General features: G+C 36.5%; 13 protein-coding genes and 3 pseudogenes. 14 read left to right on the plus strand and 2 right to left on the minus strand.

Annotated elements, in window-relative coordinates; all coding sequences use genetic code 11:
• The first annotated feature begins 65 nt into the window (after positions 1-65).
• The 6 genes from BK574_RS04675 (at position 66) to BK574_RS04705 (ending at position 7181) form a co-directional block, all read left to right on the plus strand.
• Positions 66-2141, plus strand: coding sequence for a hydantoinase/oxoprolinase family protein (locus BK574_RS04675; protein WP_078427716.1), 2076 nt, complete (start codon positions 66-68; stop codon positions 2139-2141).
• A 26-nt stretch (positions 2142-2167) separates the two neighbouring features.
• Positions 2168-4336, plus strand: coding sequence for a hydantoinase B/oxoprolinase family protein (locus tag BK574_RS04680; RefSeq protein ID WP_078427717.1), 2169 nt, complete (start codon positions 2168-2170; stop codon positions 4334-4336).
• A gap of 237 nt (positions 4337-4573) precedes the next feature.
• On the plus strand, positions 4574-5221 hold the full coding sequence (gene npdG, locus BK574_RS04685; protein WP_078427718.1) for an NADPH-dependent F420 reductase: 648 nt from the start codon (positions 4574-4576) through the stop codon (positions 5219-5221).
• A gap of 259 nt (positions 5222-5480) precedes the next feature.
• On the plus strand, positions 5481-6146 hold the full coding sequence (gene cofC / locus BK574_RS04695; RefSeq protein ID WP_078427720.1) for a 2-phospho-L-lactate guanylyltransferase: 666 nt from the start codon (positions 5481-5483) through the stop codon (positions 6144-6146).
• Positions 6143-6898 (plus strand): coenzyme F420-0:L-glutamate ligase, encoded by a 756-nt coding sequence (gene cofE / locus BK574_RS04700; RefSeq protein ID WP_078427721.1) that lies wholly within the window; start codon positions 6143-6145, stop codon positions 6896-6898. The genes cofC and cofE overlap by 4 nt, the downstream gene beginning before the upstream one ends.
• Positions 6899-6929: 31 nt before the next feature.
• Positions 6930-7181: an MBL fold metallo-hydrolase gene (locus tag BK574_RS04705; RefSeq protein WP_078427722.1), complete on the plus strand. Its 252-nt coding sequence runs from the start codon at positions 6930-6932 to the stop codon at positions 7179-7181.
• A gap of 94 nt (positions 7182-7275) precedes the next feature.
• On the opposite strand, the pseudogene BK574_RS29150 reads toward BK574_RS04705, so the two are convergent.
• Positions 7276-8101 (minus strand): annotated as a pseudogene (locus tag BK574_RS29150) (ISL3 family transposase); the annotation flags it as partial.
• A 116-nt stretch (positions 8102-8217) separates the two neighbouring features.
• On the opposite strand from BK574_RS29150, the gene cofG reads away from it, so the two are divergent.
• The 4 genes and pseudogenes from cofG (at position 8218) to tnpC (ending at position 12879) form a co-directional block, all read left to right on the plus strand.
• On the plus strand, positions 8218-9711 hold the full coding sequence (gene cofG / locus BK574_RS04715) for a 7,8-didemethyl-8-hydroxy-5-deazariboflavin synthase CofG (RefSeq protein ID WP_078427723.1): 1494 nt from the start codon (positions 8218-8220) through the stop codon (positions 9709-9711).
• Complete coding sequence (gene cofH, locus BK574_RS04720) at positions 9705-10880, plus strand: 5-amino-6-(D-ribitylamino)uracil--L-tyrosine 4-hydroxyphenyl transferase CofH (protein ID WP_078427724.1); 1176 nt, start codon at positions 9705-9707, stop codon at positions 10878-10880. The genes cofG and cofH overlap by 7 nt, the downstream gene beginning before the upstream one ends.
• Positions 10881-11069: 189 nt before the next feature.
• Positions 11070-11321 carry a hypothetical protein gene (locus BK574_RS04725; protein WP_142247900.1) on the plus strand — a complete coding sequence of 84 codons (252 nt, stop codon included), beginning with the start codon at positions 11070-11072 and terminating at the stop codon, positions 11319-11321.
• A pseudogene (gene tnpC / locus BK574_RS04730) lies at positions 11314-12879 on the plus strand (IS66 family transposase). Before BK574_RS04725 ends, tnpC begins: the two are co-directional and overlap by 8 nt.
• A gap of 34 nt (positions 12880-12913) precedes the next feature.
• On the opposite strand, the pseudogene BK574_RS29155 reads toward tnpC, so the two are convergent.
• Positions 12914-13720 (minus strand): annotated as a pseudogene (locus BK574_RS29155) (IS256 family transposase).
• A 392-nt stretch (positions 13721-14112) separates the two neighbouring features.
• Here BK574_RS29155 and BK574_RS04740 point away from each other — a divergent pair.
• The 4 genes from BK574_RS04740 (at position 14113) to BK574_RS04755 (ending at position 19213) form a co-directional block, all read left to right on the plus strand.
• Complete coding sequence (locus BK574_RS04740; RefSeq protein ID WP_238457955.1) at positions 14113-15561, plus strand: SulP family inorganic anion transporter; 1449 nt, start codon at positions 14113-14115, stop codon at positions 15559-15561.
• A gap of 16 nt (positions 15562-15577) precedes the next feature.
• On the plus strand, positions 15578-16000 hold the full coding sequence (locus tag BK574_RS04745; RefSeq protein ID WP_078427727.1) for a universal stress protein: 423 nt from the start codon (positions 15578-15580) through the stop codon (positions 15998-16000).
• Positions 16001-16616: 616 nt separating this feature from the next.
• Entirely contained in the window at positions 16617-18113 is a 1497-nt protein-coding gene (locus tag BK574_RS04750) for a long-chain-fatty-acid--CoA ligase (protein ID WP_078427728.1), read from the plus strand.
• Positions 18114-18154: 41 nt separating this feature from the next.
• A complete protein-coding gene (locus BK574_RS04755; protein WP_238457956.1) occupies positions 18155-19213 on the plus strand; it encodes a phosphotransferase family protein in 1059 nt (352 codons plus the stop codon).
• The last annotated feature ends 49 nt before the right edge of the window (positions 19214-19262 follow it).

Genomic DNA, 19262 nt, shown 5'->3' on the forward strand with positions numbered 1-19262 from the left:
TTCCTTTAAAAAGAGACTGAAAATACAGATAATAGTGAATTATAAAATTTGAGGAGGGACTAAAATTGGCTGATTTATACCAAATTGGAATTGATATGGGTGGAACATTTACCGATATTGTAGTTATTAATCAAAAAGGGGAAATGTGGACAGATAAAGCAGATACAACTCCCAAAAATTTAATTGAAGGGTTAGTAGCGAGTATCGAAAATGTCTCTGAACAAATGGGAATCTCAAACACTTCGTTATTAAACCAGTGTTCGAGATTTGTTCATGGTACAACTATTGTTACGAATAGTATAGCTGAATTAAAAGGGGCTAAAGTTGGCCTTTTAGTAACAAAGGGATTTCGTGATACTCTTCGAATTGCTAGATCACCAAGAATAGATGATAGGGATCATCATAAACAATTAAATATACCTGATATTGTAGATAGAAAATCTATTTTTGAAATTGATGAGAGAATTGATAAAAATGGTAATGTTGTAGTTAACATCAATTCACAGCAAGTGGAAGATGTAGTAAAAGAGTTAGTGGAGGAACAAAATGTAGAAGCGATCGCAGTTTGTTTTCTTTGGTCCTTCTTAAACGCTGAACATGAGCAGCAGATTAAACAAATTATTGAATCTAAGTATCCATCAATTTATGTAACGATATCATCTGATTTATATCCAGTAATGCGTGAATATGAGCGTATGGTAACTACAACTTTGAATGCGTTTACAGGACCAAAAGTAGTTCGTTACGTTGATCAAGTCCAAAAAACTCTCGATGAACAAGGACTAAAATCTCCGGTTGTATTTATACAGTCATTTGGCGGAAGTTTGAGTGCTGATGAAGTGCGGGCTGCACCTATTTCATTGGTTGACTCTGGACCAGTTGGAGGTGTATTAGGTACTAATCACCTTGGAGAAACGTTAGGTATTAAAAATATGATCACAGGTGACATGGGTGGAACGAGTTATGATTGCTCGATAATTGTAGACAACAAGTTTACAAAAACACAACGTGTTTATCTGCGTGAATTCTTAACAGGTCTTAGTAAAATTGATGTAACAGCGATTGGCTCTGGCGGGGGATCAATTGCCTGGTTAGATTCACGGGGAATTCCTCAAGTCGGACCGCATAGTGCTAGTTCTGACCCTGGCCCGGTTTGTTATGGCAGAGGTGGAGACCAACCTACCGTAACGGATGCCAACGTATTATTAGGATTCATTGACCCAGATTATTTCTTAGGTGGAAGAAGGAAGTTAGACAAAGGACGGGCAGAAGCTGTATACCACGAAAAATTGGCTTCTAAGTTAGATATGAGTACCATTGAGGCCGCGGCTTCGGTCTACCAACTAATCGTTGCTTCCATGAGTAATGCAGTTCGCGGACAAAGTGTTGAGCGAGGAAATGATCCAAACGAGTTTACGTATGTAGCTTACGGTGGGGCATTACCTGTTTTTGCTGCAGAGATTTGTCGTGAAATTGGAATTCGTAAGGCTGTCATTCCTAGTACTTCTGCTGTATTTTCCGCACAAGGTTTATTAGCGGGAGATGATGTACGTAACCTTGTAAAGTCTTGTTTCTGGAAACCAGGCCAAGAAGTGGACCATATTAATAAAACAATAGAAGAAATGGAAGAGCAAATCAAAGTTAGTTTATCTGCAAGTGGATTTAAAGAAGGAGAATATGAAATTCAAAGAACGGGTGATTTTAAATTCGAAGGTCAAATTTTTGAATTACCGGTTCCAATTCCATCAGGAAAAATTACGAAAGAGATTATTGAGGAAATTGCAAACAACTTTGCTCCTCTTTATGAAGCTGAATACGGTCCTGGTACAGCATGGGCTTATTCTCCAGTGAATTTATTTACAATTAGGGTAACCGGTATAGGTCATGTTGAGAAGTTCCAACAAAAAGACTTTGCAAGCGAACCGATTATAGCTGAAGCAGCTCAAAAAGGGGTTCGAAAAGTCTACTTACCGATGGAACATGTATGGGAGAATATTCCAGTCTACGATGACCAAAAAATTACACCAGGATCTGAGTTTGCTGGACCGGCAATTATCGAGAGGACACAAACGACCATATTTATTCCAAACGGTGTCAAAGCCACAATGGATAGCTACCGAAATTATTTGTTAGACCTTTAATTCCACATTAGAAAGGAGATTATTCCATGGGAAAAATTAATCAAGCTTCATCTGTGAACCTGATTAAAGCCGAGATTATTCGTCAACAATTATATAATATCGCTCAGGAGATGGGTATTGTCATGATAAGAACGTCGGGAGATCCGGTAATTTCTGAAGCGGTGGATTTCTCGACATTTATTGCTGACAAAGATGGGGAAATTATATCTTTTTCAGGGTATATGACTATGCATGCCGGACCTGCTCGCCAATCCGTTCGTCATATAATGAATACTTATTCTAAGGAAGAAATACGACCAGGTGATGCCTTTATTTGTAATGATCCACATACTACGGGAGCATGTCACCCTCCTGATGTAGGAATTGTGAAACCGATTTTTTATCAGGGTGAGCTAATTGCATGGTGTTGGGCAGAAGGTCATTTGTTAGATGTTGGGGGAATGTCGCCGGGAGGATTTGCCGTAGCTGCCACTGATGCATATTCAGAAGCACTGCGTTTTCCTGGAATTAAGATTGTTAGCGAAGGTAAGATCGTTCAAGATGTGTTACATCTGATGGAAGTAAATTTCCGCTTACCACAACATGATATTAATAACATTCGTTGCTTTATTGCAGCGTGTAATACTTGTGAAAAACGAACTATCGATATGGTTGATAAATATGGATTGGACGAATTCAATCATTATGTAGAACTGAATAAAGATTTAACTGAAAAAGCATACCGTCAACGGATTGCAAAATTACCAAAAAAGACATACGAAGCGACCGAATGGATCGAACATAACGGTCATGAAAATAATCTTTGGCCAATCAATTGTAAGTTAACCGTCCATGAAGATAGTCTTACTTTAGACTTCACTGGATCTGCTCCTCAAACCAATGGTTTTGTCAACACTACAGAAGGGACTGCCATTGGTTGTGCGGTCACTCCGATTATGCTTGTATTGACCTCAGATATTCCTTTTAACGAAGGAATATTCCGAGCAACCAATATTATCCTGCCTGAAGGGACAGTGGTTAATGCTAAAATGCCAGCTCCTGTGTCATCAGCACATATGGAGGCTGGGATGCGCATAACAAAGGTTGTAACAGAATTGCTTAGCCGCGCTATGATGGAAAGTGAAGATGAGTGGATGCAAAGTCATGCCATGGCTGCTTTCCATGATAGTTGGGTAGTAGGAGTATTTGCTGGAAATGACGAAGAGGGCAAGCCAACTGTATTCCTTGATATGAATGGTGGAGGTGCAGGTGGAGGTGCTCAAACGATCTGCGACGGTATAGATGCAGGAGCTTCCTTTACTCAGTTAAGCAATGGATTGCCTGATATTGAAATTAATGAACTTTCCAACCCAGTACTCTATTTATGGAGGCAACTAAACGTTAACTCTGGTGGACCAGGTAAATATAGAGGAGGACAAGGCATTGAGTTCGGCTGGATTCCATGGGGAACCGAAGGCGGAAATGAACTTGTAAGTACAGCTTGCTGGCAAGTTCCTGCTCGCGGAATAATGGGCGGTTATCCTGGTGGAACTAGTGGTTACTGGGTAGTCAAAAATTCCAATGCTACAAAACTTATGCAAGAAGGACATTTGCCTAACATTGGACAATTAGAAGGAGAAAAGGAACTACTCCCTCCTAAACATGTATTGCCGATTACTTCTAGTGATGTTTTTGTACAATTTGAGGGGGGCGGAGGAGGTCTTGGAGACCCAATTAAACGAGATCCAAATGTAGTATTAAAAGATTTGTACGATGGTTATATTACTCAAACAATGGCTGAAAATGCATATGGGGTTATAATTGCTCAAAATGGTCAGTTAGACGAAGAACAGACCATCACTAAAAGGGAACTGATTCGTAGGGAGCGACTCGAACGTGCGACTGCCCCAACGAAAAGGTTAAATATAAAAGAAGAACTAAAGTTTGTTAGATCCTTAGGAGATGCGTTACAACTTATGGAAGATCGGAACGGGCAACAATACTATTGTTGTTCTGATTGCGGAACGGCTATTGCGCGTGCAGACGAACCTTGGGAACACGGTGCTGCACGAATTCAAACCAATGTATCAGATAAGCTTGGTGAATATGGGATGTGGGTGAAAAGTAGAGAAACTGAACCGTATGTATATCTCAATGAACTTGTGTGTCCGAATTGTGGTAGTTTAATTTCCGTTACTACAAGTGTAGACAACTAAAAAAGATAGCTTCAAAAACTAAAATTAAAATTTAATGCCTTTTTAAACTGGTAGAAACTAAAATGCATAAAAGTTAAATATACTACTTCTCATCACTTAAGGAAACAGCCTCAACTAGAAATCTATAGAACGGCTGTTTCCTTTCATATCAAGATTCCGGCTATATTAAAAGGATTCAAAAGCTCAAAAACAGCTGGGAAAGCGTATACAATGCAAGTTAAAAAGGAATGATTAATTATGAAGCTATCTATTATTGGTGGAACTGGTAAGCTAGGTTATGGATTAGCTAAGCGATTTGCAAAATTAGAAAAAAACGTCATGATTGGGTCTCGAGATAAAAACAAAGCATTGGCTAAGGCTAAAGAAATTAATGATAAGTTAATGACGTCCCATGTACAAGGGGATGATTTAGTGGCAGCAGCAGACTGGGGCGACCTAGTTTTTTTAACAGTCCCTTTTTCTGCTCAACTCGATACTGTTAAACAAATAAAGGATATTCTGGTAGGAAAAATATTGATTGATACGACGGTTCCTCTCATCACTGAAAATCCAACAATTCAATCTGATCGTGTAACTTCAACTGCTGAAGATATTGATAAATTAATCGGAGAAAACAGCAAGCTTGTATCAGGTTTTCATACAATATCTCATACAGTATTAACCAATTTAGAGAAGGAGATTGATAGTGACGTCCTTCTTTGTGGAAACGATGATGAAGCGGTGAAGCTTGTAGCTGATCTCGTCGAGGAGCTCGGAGCTAATCCTATTCATGTAGGAGATTTAAAAAATGCTCGAGTTTTGGAAAGGTTAACCCCAATGATTATTGGGATTAATAAACGTTATAATAAACGCCATATTGGTATAAAGATTACTGGAATTAAATAACTTAAACGGCGAGAAGTAGATTAACGAAGTTCAGTGATCTACTTCTCGCCGTACTTACCATAGGGAAAAGGAGACTGGCGTATGAATAGTGTAATTATACTAATGAAAAATTTAAGACTCCTCGCGCAAAGATGTGTTAACGTCTTGGTGACAGATACGATCATGACTCTGATAAGAAAAAGACGTTGCTTGCAAAACAAGTGGTTGAGTTTGCAAGAATTTATGGTAGATAAGTCATTCCAATTCAAGGGGTACCCAAATGAACATGGCAATTATCCTACAAAAACCATTTAATCAAGCAAAGACAAGACTAAAAGGCTGGCTGTCACCAAGCGAAAGAATAGGTCTTGTACAAGCGATGCTTTATGACGTAGTAGAAACACTAACAGTAACCCCTTTATTGGATCGAATTGGAATCCTAACTAGTGACCCAAGGGCAATTAATATAGCAAAAGAATTGGGGATTGAAGTATTTTATGAAGAAAAAGTAGTTGGGATGAATCACGCGTTAGTTAATTTTACCAATTTATTAGACGAAGAGGTTAAATCTTTGTTTGTTTTACCAGCAGATATTCCTCTTATATCATCAGCAGATATCAGTGAAGTAGTAAATATATCACAGAGAGTACCGATTACAATTATTCCCTGTAGAAAAGGATCGGGTACGAATGGATTGGTTTTGTCACCACCAAATGCTTTGAAGACAGCATTTGGTAGGAATAGCAAAACTAAACATTGCTATCTTGCGAGAGCATTAGATTTACAGCACATAGTGTATAGAAATTCAGCATTTTCTTATGACATAGATTTAGTGGAGGATTTATTATGCTTCGAAAGATTGGGGGATAAAACGAAAACAAAAGAATTCTTGGAACACAATAAAATTTTAAACAGACTAATTAGAAGACAAGTGGTGACATCATGAATGAAAATAGAATATGTGGGATTAAAGGAATCCCAGAGGTAAGTCCTGGTGATGATATACCTACTTTAATTATTAAGGCTTTAGATGCTCAAGGTGAAAAACTAAATAATGGCGATATTGTTGTTGTAACTTCTAAGGTCATATCAAAGTCAGAGGGAAGGATTATTCACGAAAGTGAGATCACACCATCAGAATTAGCCGTAGAATTATACAATTCTATATCTAATAAAAATGCTCATGAGATTAAAGTTGTTCTAAGAGAATCATCTCGTCCAGTAAATGTGACTGATCGGGTTATGATCATGGAAACAAAGCATGGATTTGTTTGTGCCAATGCAGGTATTGACAGGTCTAATGTAAAAGATGAAGGCACATTACTATTATTACCGAAAGAACCGGATAAATCAGCGGATATAATTAGACGAAGATTGCAAGAACATTATGATATGCATTTAGCTGTAATTATTTCTGATACGTTTGGACGACCATGGAGTATGGGTCAAACAAACATAGCAATTGGTATTTCAGGAATGCCAGCTATTACTGATAATAAGGGACAAATTGATCAGTTTAACCCGGAACTTCAAGCAACAGAAATAGCTGTTGCTGATGAAATAGCTAGAGCAACGGAATTAGTAATGAACAAAACTGATGGTATCCCTGTTGCCACTGTAAAAGGCTATTCTTATGCAAAATCTGAAGGAAGAAGTACTGATTTAGTAAGGTCGAGAAAATTGGATTTATTCCGATAATAAATAACAAAATTTTTGGAAGGGAATGATTTTGAGAATAACAGATGATGTTTATTTTGTTGGTAGTGGTGCCTTAGGAATGAACACAACAGATCCGTTTGATTGTAATATTTATCTAATTGATGGAGGGGATGAACTAGCAATCCTCGATAGTGGGTCAGGAATGGGTGTTGAAAAGGTTCTTAGTAATGTTGAGAATCTTGGATATCTAATTGATCAAATTAAATATCTAATTTTAGGCTCCTCGCTATTTACTGTGGAAACAATTTTTAGCTTTTCATAGTTTCTCAATCCAGAGATAGCCAGTCAAGGAGTTCGCTTGACAGACTATCTTTGGATTGAAGGTCATTAAAGCAAGCTAAAAAACAGAAAAAATATTAGTAGTGAGGCTGAACAATGAGATCTAGTTTGTTCACTGTTGCATAAACCATGGCAATGAAATTTGCGGTTGTTCGGTACCCTCTAGCTTTTCTCTTTGCGGCTTGGCTTGAATTAGACTGTTGATACCTTCTAGAAACCCATTTGTCATTTTGGTTTTAAACCACCTAAGAATACCGTCTCTGTGCTGCTTCAGTGATTTAGCAACTTTAGCCATTGGCTCTAACTGCGAGTGAACAGCCCAAAGATACCATTCATCAAAATACAAGGGCGCTAACCAAGGATTCTTTGTCCAAAAGGCTTGAAAAGACAACTTAAGTCGATACGCTCTTGCTGTTTTTAAATGGTATCTTTAAGATTAAGAAATGTTTTGCGTTGTTTTACTGTTAGATTTTGTTCGTTTTTTAGCCAAATATAGCGGGTCTTTTTTAAGATTGGGTCCTCATGTTGTTCCACGCGTCGCACTTGATCAAGTGCTTCGTTAATGAGCTTCATAAAGTGAAATTTATCAAACGTGATGGATGCCTTTGGAAACTGTTCTCCAACGCCTTTTATGAAGGCGGGAGACATATCACTGCAGACTTCCTGTATATTTTCAGGATTAATTCCTTTTTCTTTTAGGAACTCTTTGAATGTTTCTAAAACAGCGGAATCTTTCCCTTCTGTGGCAAAAAGAACACGCTTTGTATCCATATCAACAAAAAGAGTGACATAATCGTGACCTTTACGTGCAGAAGTTTCATCAATCGCTATTCTCTTCACACCTGAAAAGTCTATGGTATTCATAGCTCTTTCAACGTAGTAATGAAATATCCGCCATAGTCTAAACTTAAATCTATTCTTTTATTTCCATACAAATTAGCGAGGAAGCTAATTTTAACTCATGCACACGCAGATCATGCTGGTAGAGCAAAAAAATTGTTGATTTAACAGGTGCAAAGGTGATTGTACCAAAAATTGCAGCTAATTATATAGAAAGGGGAGATGAAGAAGCTATTATTCTAGAAATAGCGAAAAAGGCAGGAATATATCCTATGGATTATAAGTTTAATGCCTGCCCAGTTAATCAAATAGTAGAGGAAGGTGATGAAGTAAGAGTAGGTAAATATGTTCTGAAAGTAATTGAAACACCAGGACATTGTATAGGTCACGTCTGCTATGTGTTAGAAGCAAATAATAAGGTTAATTTATTTGCTGGAGATGTTATTTTTTACGAAAGTGGGAATAGAAAGGAGGATGAGTTTTTGGATTACTTAACTGAACCAAGACAATCAGAATTACAAGATTTATTAAATATAATTCTTAAGAGAGGTCATGCAAAGCGTAATGAAGCTTATCAATTGATCAAGGCAAACGGAACAGATCTTTTGGAGTTGCTAAAAGTTTCTTCATTGTTAAGAGATCAATCAAAAGGTAAAACTGTGACCTATTCAAGAAAAGTGTTTATTCCACTTACAAATATGTGTCGCAACACATGTAGCTATTGTACCTTTGTGAAAGGTCCTGACAATCCTGATGCACATATTATGAATCCAGATGAAGTACGGGCAAAACTAAAACAAGCGGAAGCTTCTGGTTGTAAAGAAGTTTTGATAAGTCTTGGTGAAAGACCTGAATTACGATATGAATTTACAAAAAAATGGTTAAATAAACTGGGTTATAAAAGAATGGTTGATTATGTTTACGATATTTGTGAAATGGTCATAAAAGAAACGTCAATGATACCGCACACTAATGCGGGTGCTTTAAAAGTTGAGGAAATAAAAAAATTAAAGATGGTTAATGGTAGTATGGGGATGATGCTAGAGTCAAATAACCCGAACCTTTCCGTGCATAGAGATTGTCCGGATAAACATCCGATGGTACGTCTTAATACAATCAGGTATGCAGGAGAATTAAAAGTTCCCTTTACCACTGGGATTTTAATTGGGATCGGTGAAAGTTTAGAAGATCGAGTGGATTCGTTATTTGATATTTTGGAACTTCATAAGAAATATAATCATATTCAAGAAATAATCATACAAAATTTTAGAGCTAAAAAAGATACAAAAATGGCAAATTCCGAAGAGCCTACTATTTGGGATATGGTTAGAACCATTGCTGTTTGTCGTTTGATATTCGGTAGGCAGATGAATATACAAGCTCCTCCTAATTTAACACCAGAAATGCACCAATTATTTTTACTGGCAGGAATAAATGATTGGGGAGGGATATCTCCAGTAACGCCTGATTATATAAATCCAGAAAAACCTTGGCCCAATATAACTGCTTTAAACAGTGTTTGTTCAGAGTTAGGATTTACGTTACGTGAACGGTTAACGGTTTATCCAGAGTATGTATATGATGCCGATTTTAACCAGGAAGTCTTTACTAAACGTATATATGATTTCATCGATGAGCGAAAATTAGTAAAAGAGGAGTGGGCGACATGTTGAAGACACCAGTAAGTTATGAAGAAGTAACACAGTACGGTATAAACAGGTTATTAAGCCGAACAAATCTTGAAGTAGCTAGAATTTTAGATAAAGCCTTAGAAGAAAAAGAAATATCAATTGAGGAAGGTATTAAACTTTTTGAAACAAATGGCACTGACCTTCATGCTGTTATGCTAACTGCAGATGAATTAAGACGACGAGCTGTTGGAGATGTAATCACGTACGTAAAAACAAGGAATATCAATTTCTCTAATGTTTGTTATACAGGCTGTAAATTTTGTGCGTTTGCAGCACATGAAAATGATGAAAGGGCTTATTTTGTTCCTCTGGCAGAAATTGCTCAACGAGCAAAAGAGGCTTGGGATTTAGGAGCAACAGAAGTTTGTATACAGGGAGGTCTTCATCCAAGAATCGATGGTATGTATTATCACGAAATCATTCGATCTATAAAAGATATTGTCCCTGATATGCATATTCATGCATTTTCACCGTTTGAAATCAAATTTGGTGCTCGGAAACGTAATGTAACCATAGAAGAACATCTTACTAGTTTAAAAGAGGCTGGGTTAGATACAATTCCAGGAACTGCGGCGGAAATTTTAGATACTGATGTAAGAAAGATATTGACAAAAGATAAATTAAGTGCGGATGAGTGGGTTGAAATTGTAAAGACAGCTCATAAACTGGGTATTCGCTCAACATCTACTATGATGTACGGACATATCGATGGTCCTAGACATTGGGCAAACCATATTGGATTAATACGTGAAATTCAAAAAGAGACGAATGGTTTCACTGAGTTTGTACCTCTTGGATTTGTACATTATAATACTGAACTATTTAAAAAAGAAGGTGCAAGGGCTGGTTCTACAGGAATTGAAGATCTAAAGGTTATTGCTGTTTCTAGAATTATGCTTTACAACTGGATTAATAATATTCAAGTGTCATGGGTGAAAAATGGACCGAAAGCATGTCAAGTAATGTTTGATGCTGGTGCAAACGATTTTGGTGGTACACTCATGGATGAAACAATATCACGTTCAGCAGGTGCACCATTTGGAGAGAATATGGATCCCAATGAATTTAATAGATTAATTTGGGATTTAAATAGAATACCTGCAGTACGAAACACCTCCTATGAAATAGTTGACTATCCAAAAATACAATAAAATATCACACAATAATAAATAGTTTTTGAGGAGGGTTTAGATTGTCAAGTATTAGTAAAAGTAGTCATATATCAGCAGAAGCAGAGATACCTAATATAGAATTTATATAAATTAAAATATGATTAGAGAGCAAGGTGAAGTTGCAAAGTTTTGCTAAAAGTCGGGAAAAAATTCAAATTAATAGTATTCGTGAAATTATGTAGAAACAATGTCAGATGTAATCTTTTACAAATAGGAGAACCATCAGTTACAACACCGTTGCATATAAGAGAAGCCGCTGTCAAAGCAATGGAAGATGGTTTCACACACTATACTTCAAATCCAGGAATATCATCAGTAAGGGAATCTATAGCAAGGAAGATGAAACGGGATTTTAATGTAGAAGTACCAATCAATCGAATTATTATCTCAGCAGGAGCTGTGTCAGCTCTTAATATGTAAGCCCGAATTCAAACAATGCATAATTCAGCTGCTTGAAGAGCAATTGGCTCATTCGAATCAACAAAACAAAGAATTATCAAAACAGATTGAAGCGTTAACCGATCAGGTACGCCATTTAACTAAGCTTTTATATGGATCCAAAACAGAAAAATCTAAATATAATACGCCTGATGGACAAATTTCATTATTTGATGATGATCCGTCTTTTAGTGAGCCTGAGCACACAGGAGAACAAAGCCAGCAGACAATTTCTTATACTGTTGTACGAAAAGTTCAAAAGAAAAAACGGAATGAATCATTACATGATGATATTGAAGTTCAGGTAATTCATCATCACCCAGAAAGTACGCTTTGTGACTGTTACCAAGATCAAATGATTGAAATAGGCAGTACAATCGTACGTGAAGAAGCTGAATTTATTCCTGCAAGAATGAAGAAAATACAACACATTGAACATGCTTATGAATGTAAAAATTGCAAAAGCGATCTATCTCAAAAAGCACAAATTAAACGGGGAAAAGCACCAAAACCTCCCATTCAACGTAGCATTGCAGGCCCCAGCGTGCTTGCCAAAGTAATATATGATAAGTTTTCACAATACTTACCACTTTACCGCCAAGTTAAGGAATGGGATCGTTATGGTCTGAGTACCAATGATAAGAACCTTTCTAATTGGGTTATTCGTGCATCCCATGATTGGCTTTCACCTATTTACGAACGAATGAAGGATTTAATGATGATTAAATCTCTTTTACATGTAGACGAAACTTACGGGCAAATTATCAACCGATCCGATGGGAAATCTGGACAAACCAATGCATATAATTGGGTGTTTCGAAGTGTGCCAAGCCACGGACCAATAATAACTCTCTTTCAGAGTGCATTATCACGTGCTCGATCTGTCCTTGAAAGTTTCATCGAAGGCTATTCTGGTACGATTATTTGCGATGGTTATTCTGCCTATGACAAAATAGAAGGTGTTTCTTTCGCAAATTGTTGGGCACACGTTCGTCGCTACTGGTTAAAAGTGGACAGTAAAAATGGATAAATCGGTGTAAAATATTGTGACGATTTATACCGGCTTGAAAGGAAATTCAAGCATTTGTCTCCTAGTAAGCGAAGGAAGAAACGCCAAAAGTATTCTAAGCCTATCGTTGAAGAATTCTTAGACTGGATTGAAAAATCTCTATTCTACGGCAAGAACGCACTAGCAAAGGCAGCTGATTATACCTTAAAAAGATCGAATGGTCTAAAAGCATTTTTGTTCGATGGTCGTATCGAAATGGATAATAACCCAGCCGAAAATGCGATCCGCCCTAGTGTGATTGGTCGAAAAAACTAGCTCCACTCTGTTAGTGAAGCTGGCGCAAAGGCTAACGCTATCTGTTTAAGTATCGCAGAAACCGCAAAAGCAAACGGTGTGGATTTCTATCGTTATCTCTTGAAGATACTGACGGATTTGCCAACTCTAGATATCTATCAACACTCGGAAATTTTAAATCAGTATATGCCTTGGTCAAAAATGATCCAAGCTGAATGTAGAAATAAAATGAAATAACCGTACATCTGATAAAAAATTCCATGATATACGGTTATTTGTCATGCGTACCGGAAAGGTGCGCTTTTTTTAATTCGGGCTTACGATAGACTTTCTTTAAATCAGCCATCACTTGTTTCTGTTCTTTGTCTGATACATATTTCATAGAGTTGCGGATTTGATGGATTACACACAATTGAATTTCCGTTTGTGGAAAAATAGATTGGATGGCTTCAGAAAAGCCAGAAAGCCCGTCCTTACAAGCAATGAGGATATCTTCAATCCCTCTATTTTTAAGGTCTGTAGAAACTCCTAGCCAGAAACTAGCACTTTCATTCTCACCAATCCATATACCAATAATTTCCTTATGGCCTGACATCGAGATACCTAGCCTTGTTAATAATTCGATTATCTTTACGTACTTTGAAGTGAATCGCATCTAAAAAAACAATGGGATAGACACGGTCTAAAGGGCGTGATTGCCACTCTGAAATCAACGGCATAATCTTATCCGTCACCTTACTGACCATCGTAGGAGAGACATCTATGCCATAGATATCATTCATGTGAGATTCAATATCCCTAGTCGACATACCTTTAGCGTAAAGAGCGACAATTTGATCTTCAAGTCCGTTCGCCGTTGTTTCATTTTTAATGTTTTCTTACTATAGCCATTTCTACTATTCCCTGTATGATCTCCTTGAGAGTCGTGCTTTTTATAGCCTAACTGATTTTCTATTTCAGCTTCAAAAACCTCTTGGATTGTATCCTTAAATAAGTTTTTTAACATGGCGTGGACATCTTCAACAGTACGGCATTCTTTTGCCAATTCCTTAATTGTTTTGTTTCCATAGTCTTGCATAAATGATCATCTCCTTATTGGAAAGTATAACCATTTACACAAAACTTTTTACGCTCTCAATCGTTGCATCCTTATTTGTTGTTTTTGGGAATCTTAACTAGTGATATGTGTGTAGCTTACTAATCATTTATTTATAAATAAGCCATCTCATCAAACAAAATACCTTAATAAAGTAAAACTTTCATCTGTAGGTTTTCCTCTTCCCCCACTTATCCTTCTTCATTGATTCCTCGAAGTCTTGAAGGAGGGGGATACGGCCAGTTGATGCGGCTAAAAAACCTGCTTTAATTTCCTATAAATTCATATCCATGAGTTACGTAAATATCCACATAAAAAACAAAATGAGAAAAATAATAAATATAGGAAAAAAAGCGATAAGAGGAGGGAAAAGCTTGAGTGAACTGAGTTATAAGGAATCATGGTTCGGTAATATAAAAGGTGATATTTTAGCAGGTATCGTTGTTGCTCTTGCTTTAATACCAGAAGCAATTGCCTTCTCGATCATTGCTGGAGTAGATCCGATGGTAGGATTATATGCTTCATTTGTAATGGCAGTTGTTATTGCATTTGTTGGTGGGCGACCTGGGATGATATCAGCTGCGACCGGGGCGATGGCTTTAGTCATTGTGACATTAGTAGCTGACCATGGTTTAGAGTATTTATTAGCAGCGACGATTTTAACGGGGATATTTCAAATTTTGTTTGGTGTGTTTAAGTTAGCAAGATATATGAAGTTTATTCCTCGTTCTGTTATGGTTGGGTTTGTGAATTTATTAGCAATCCTTATTTTTATGGCACAGCTTGAACATTTTGTTGGCCACCGCCCAATGATTTATGCTTTAGTCGCATTAACATTACTCATCATTTATTTATTCCCTTACATCACAAAAGCAGTGCCATCCACTCTTGTTGCCATTATCATCGTCACAGCAATAGCTGTATTTTTAAATATTCAAGCCTGGACCGTAGGTGATATGGGGACGATTCCACGAACGTTGCCATCGTTTTGGTTTCCTGCAGTTCCGCTGAATTCGGAAACACTTATGATTATATTACCGTATTCGATTGCTTTAGCCGTTGTCGGTTTGATTGAATCGTTGTTAACAGCTTCGATCGTAGATGATATGACGGACACCGAAAGTGAAAAAAATGTAGAAAGTAACGGACAAGGAATTGCCAATATCGCGGTTGGATTATTTGGAGGAATGGCTGGTTGTGCAATGATCGGCCAATCGGTTATAAATGTTAAATCAGGTGGGCGAGGTAGATTATCTGCCTTTGTTGCAGGCGCTTTTCTTATGTTTTTAATAGCCGTATTAGGTGACATTGTTGTATTAATTCCGATGGCTGTTTTGGCAGGGGTTATGATTATGGTTTCGATAAGTACGTTTGATTGGAATTCTTTACGTACACTATATTTAGTCCCGAAAACGGATGCTACCGTTATGATTGTAACTGTCGTAACCGTCGTTGTGACGCATAATCTTGCCATTGGTGTATTTGCTGGGATTTTACTAAGTGCAATCTTTTTTGCGGCGAAAATATCAAATGTAATTGTTGAAAGTCAAACAGAAGGAACAAAGAAAATTTATAAAATAAAGGGGCAATTGTTTTTTGCTTCAGTGACTGATTTGCTTAAAAAATTTGAATATAAAGATAATGTTAAGGAAGTGGAAATTAATTTATCGAGGGCTCACATTTGGGACGATTCCGCAGTAGTTGCAATTGATAAAATTGTCCATAAATTCGAGGAAAATGAAATTAAGGTTCAAGTCACAGGTTTGAACGAAGAAAGTTCAGAATTAGTGGATAAGTTGGCAAATAAGTTAGGCGGTCATTAAATGGAGGTGAAAAGAATTGTACAAAAAAATTTTATTAGCATACGACGGGTCAGAACATTCTAAACGTGCGGGTGAAAATGCGATACATATTGCAAAGTGTGGTGGCGCTGAATCTATATTAGAAATTGTCTATGCGGTAGATGCAACAAAAGCTAAGCATGATGTATTGAGTAATTGGAATTCCTTATCTCTTGAAGAAAAGCGAAAAGAGTTATTAACTGGTGTTACAAAGAAAGCATCAGATGAAGGGGTCAAATACGAAATTAAAATTTTACAAGGTGAAGCAGGACCATCAATTATAAAATACGCCAATGAAAACAATTTTGATCTCGTTATTATTGGTAGCAGAGGTTTAGACCGCATTCAGGAGTTCGTCCTTGGAGGTGTTAGTCATAAAGTCGCTAAACGCGTGAAATGTCCAATATTGATTGTAAAATAAGGACAGTGTTTAATGGAGAAAACTGTGATTTGAGCTCTAATTTAAAATATCAAAATAGAATTTAGAGCTATTTTTCATTTAGTAATCACTGTATAAAGCTAATAAAAATTACAGTCATTTAGTTAGTCACCAGCTAAATGACTTTTTTTGTTTCGTAACCATCACAATACCAAACAGAATTCTTATTGAAAATACGTTCGGCGATTATGGAACTTAATGGTATAAGAATGTTGATCACAATAGGATGGAAACTTTTAGAAATCTATTTTTAGTTTTCTAATGTGAGGCTATATTAATTTATCGAATTCAGACACTACTATAAAAGAAAATGTCTAATTTCAATACACTCTGTAATTTTTTTGCGTATAATACGAATTTAATAATAAATTAACAATTGGCACGAAAATTGCATGTTTAATAGGGGATAGTTACTCTCATCAGATATAAAGTCGACTAGAAAATGAAAAGTTGCGCTAATTTAATTTATAAAAAATAGTTCAATCATTCAAAGTTTGGAAGTCACGATTTTATTGATGGCTTCAGGCGACTAACCGCTCAGTTTAAACCAGTATCGCTGTTGTTCAATCACAATTTATTGATAGTGGAGGGGAAGAAAATGAACGTAGTTGAATTACTGGTAGCTTCAAGTGCACGATTACCTAATCATGTTGCATTTGTTACAAATGATGAAAAAATTACATATTCACAGTTACAAGAAAATGTATGGGATGCTGCATCCAAGCTTTCATCCGTTGGAATTAAAGAAAATATGAATGTTGCGCTGATGGTTAGTAATCGGATCGTATATATTTATTCTTACTTTGCATTACTAGCATTAGGGTCTACCGTTGTGCCTATTAATCCTTTATTTAAAGAAAGAGAATTGCTGTATATCTTAAATGATGCTGAAGTAGAAGCGATTATCTTTGACGGTGTTTCTTCAGAGACGGTTCTAGCTGCTAGAAAAAATGGGAGCTCGCTAAAAACGGAAATCTGTATTGATGATTCTAATAAGGATGGTCTCATCAATTGGAAATCTATTGAAGCAAATGATTTAAAAGTAGATCATTCAAAATCATGTGCTGTTTCTCATGTTGCACAAATTATTTACACTTCAGGAACGACTGGAAATCCAAAAGGTGCGATGATTTCTCATTATAACTTAGTTTGGATGGCGATTACTTGTGGAGGAATTAATACGATAACATCTGAGGATAGAGTGCTGTGTACACTTCCATTATTTCATGCGTACGCCATCGTTCAGTCAATCCTATCTCCAATTGCTCAAGGAGCTACAATTTATTTAAAAGAACGATTCCAAGTCGAGCAAGTTTTACAGACGATTGATAATGAAAATATTACGGTGTTCTTTGGTGTTCCAACGATGTATTCAATGATCATTCATTCACCAGAAGTTAAGAACTATTCGTATAACTCACTTAGGAACTGCGCTTCAGGTGGAGCTAGTTTACCAGTTGAACATATAGAGAAATTGATTCAAATATTTGGGATTGAAATAATTGAAGGGTATGGTCAAACAGAAAGTACGGTAGGTATTTCATATAATCCATTAAACGGAATAAAGAAAGTAGGGTCAGTCGGCTTACCTATTCCAGGCATTTCTATAAAAGTGTTAGATACCAATGATAATGAGGTAAGTAAGGAAGAAGTTGGAGAAATCATTTTTACTGGACCTAATGTTATGCAAGGATATTACAATAAACAAGAAGAAACAGCAAAAACGATTAAAAATGGTTGGGTTTATACTGGTGATCTTGGTTATATCGATCAAGATGGGTATTTATATATCAAGGATAGAAAGAAAGAGATGATTATTAAAGGCGGTTACAATGTCTACCCAAGGGAAATTGAAGAAGTGTTATATCAACATCCGGATATGGTTGAATGTGCAGTCGTAGGAATACCTGATGAAAAATTCGGTGAAGTTGTTCATGCTTATGTCGTTACACGGAATATAACCGACGAAGAAGAGCTAAAGAAATATTGTAAAGAGCAATTGGTCCATTATAAAGTGCCAGAAAAGTTTATTTTTGTAGAAGAATTACCGAAAAACGCGTCAGGTAAAATATTAAAAAGAAGTTTGATAGGGTAAAACTAGATTTATAAATTGTATTTTATGAAGGGGGAAGCGAATTGTCTAAGCAAAATCGGAAGGTTACGGTGGAAGCAGAAGCGGAAATAAATTGGGAGGCTTTAGAAACACTTATTCATTCAGATATTTACGGACTGGAAACAGAACCAATGCATGTCACTCAATTTACAGAAGGATATTCTAATTTGACATTTCTACTAAAAATCGGAAATTGGGAAGGGGTTATGAGAAGACCCCCATTTGGTAAAATTCCAGAAAGAGCTCATGATGTCGAAAGAGAATTTCGTATTTTAGAAAAAATTAATCCTGAATTTCCATTAGCACCTAAGCCTTATCTCTATAAAGATCAAAGTGAAATTATGGATAAGCATTTTTATATCATGGAGAAAAAAACGGGGATCGTACTAGATGACAACATTCCTAGCTTTTATGAAAATTCACCTAACCTTAGACATAAGATCTCTGAATCAGTCGTTGATACATTGGTTCAACTCCATAGTGTTGATTATCAAAAAGTTGGCTTGGATTCACTAGGGAAACCGGATGGATATTTAGAAAGACAGGTTCATGGTTGGATTAAACGGTATCATGCGAGTCAAACCGATGAAATTGAGATTGTTAATAAAATCGAAAAATGGCTGACAACTAATATTCCAGCTTCTCCAAAACCTACAATCGTACACAACGATTATAAGCTTAATAATATGATGCTGTCTTTATCTGATCCTGGAAAAGTGATTGCCTTATTTGATTGGGAGCTATGTACGGTAGGTGATCCACTTACAGATCTCGGTGCTGCCATTTGTTATTGGAAAGATGAAAATGATCCGTTTACTACTATTAATTCAGTAACATCATTAGGGGGCTTTATTAGTAGAAAAGAATTTATGGAAATGTACGCTAAGAAAAGTGGTCGAGATTTATCCAACTTTAATTTCTACCTAGCTTTAGCCTATTTTAAAACGGCAGTAATTCTGCAACAAATATATTATCGATGGAAAAATGGACATCTTCAAGATGATCGAATAATTAATTTAGATATCAGCATTAAAAACCTACTAAATTCTTCGTATGAGTCGATTCATACAAAAGTAATATAGTAGGAATAGAGACGTAACATAAACACATCAAACTAGTCATTAACTAAAC

The sequence above is a fragment of the Alkalihalobacterium alkalinitrilicum genome (genome assembly GCF_002019605.1).
In the GTDB taxonomy this organism is placed as follows: domain Bacteria; phylum Bacillota; class Bacilli; order Bacillales; family Bacillaceae_F; genus Alkalihalobacterium; species Alkalihalobacterium alkalinitrilicum.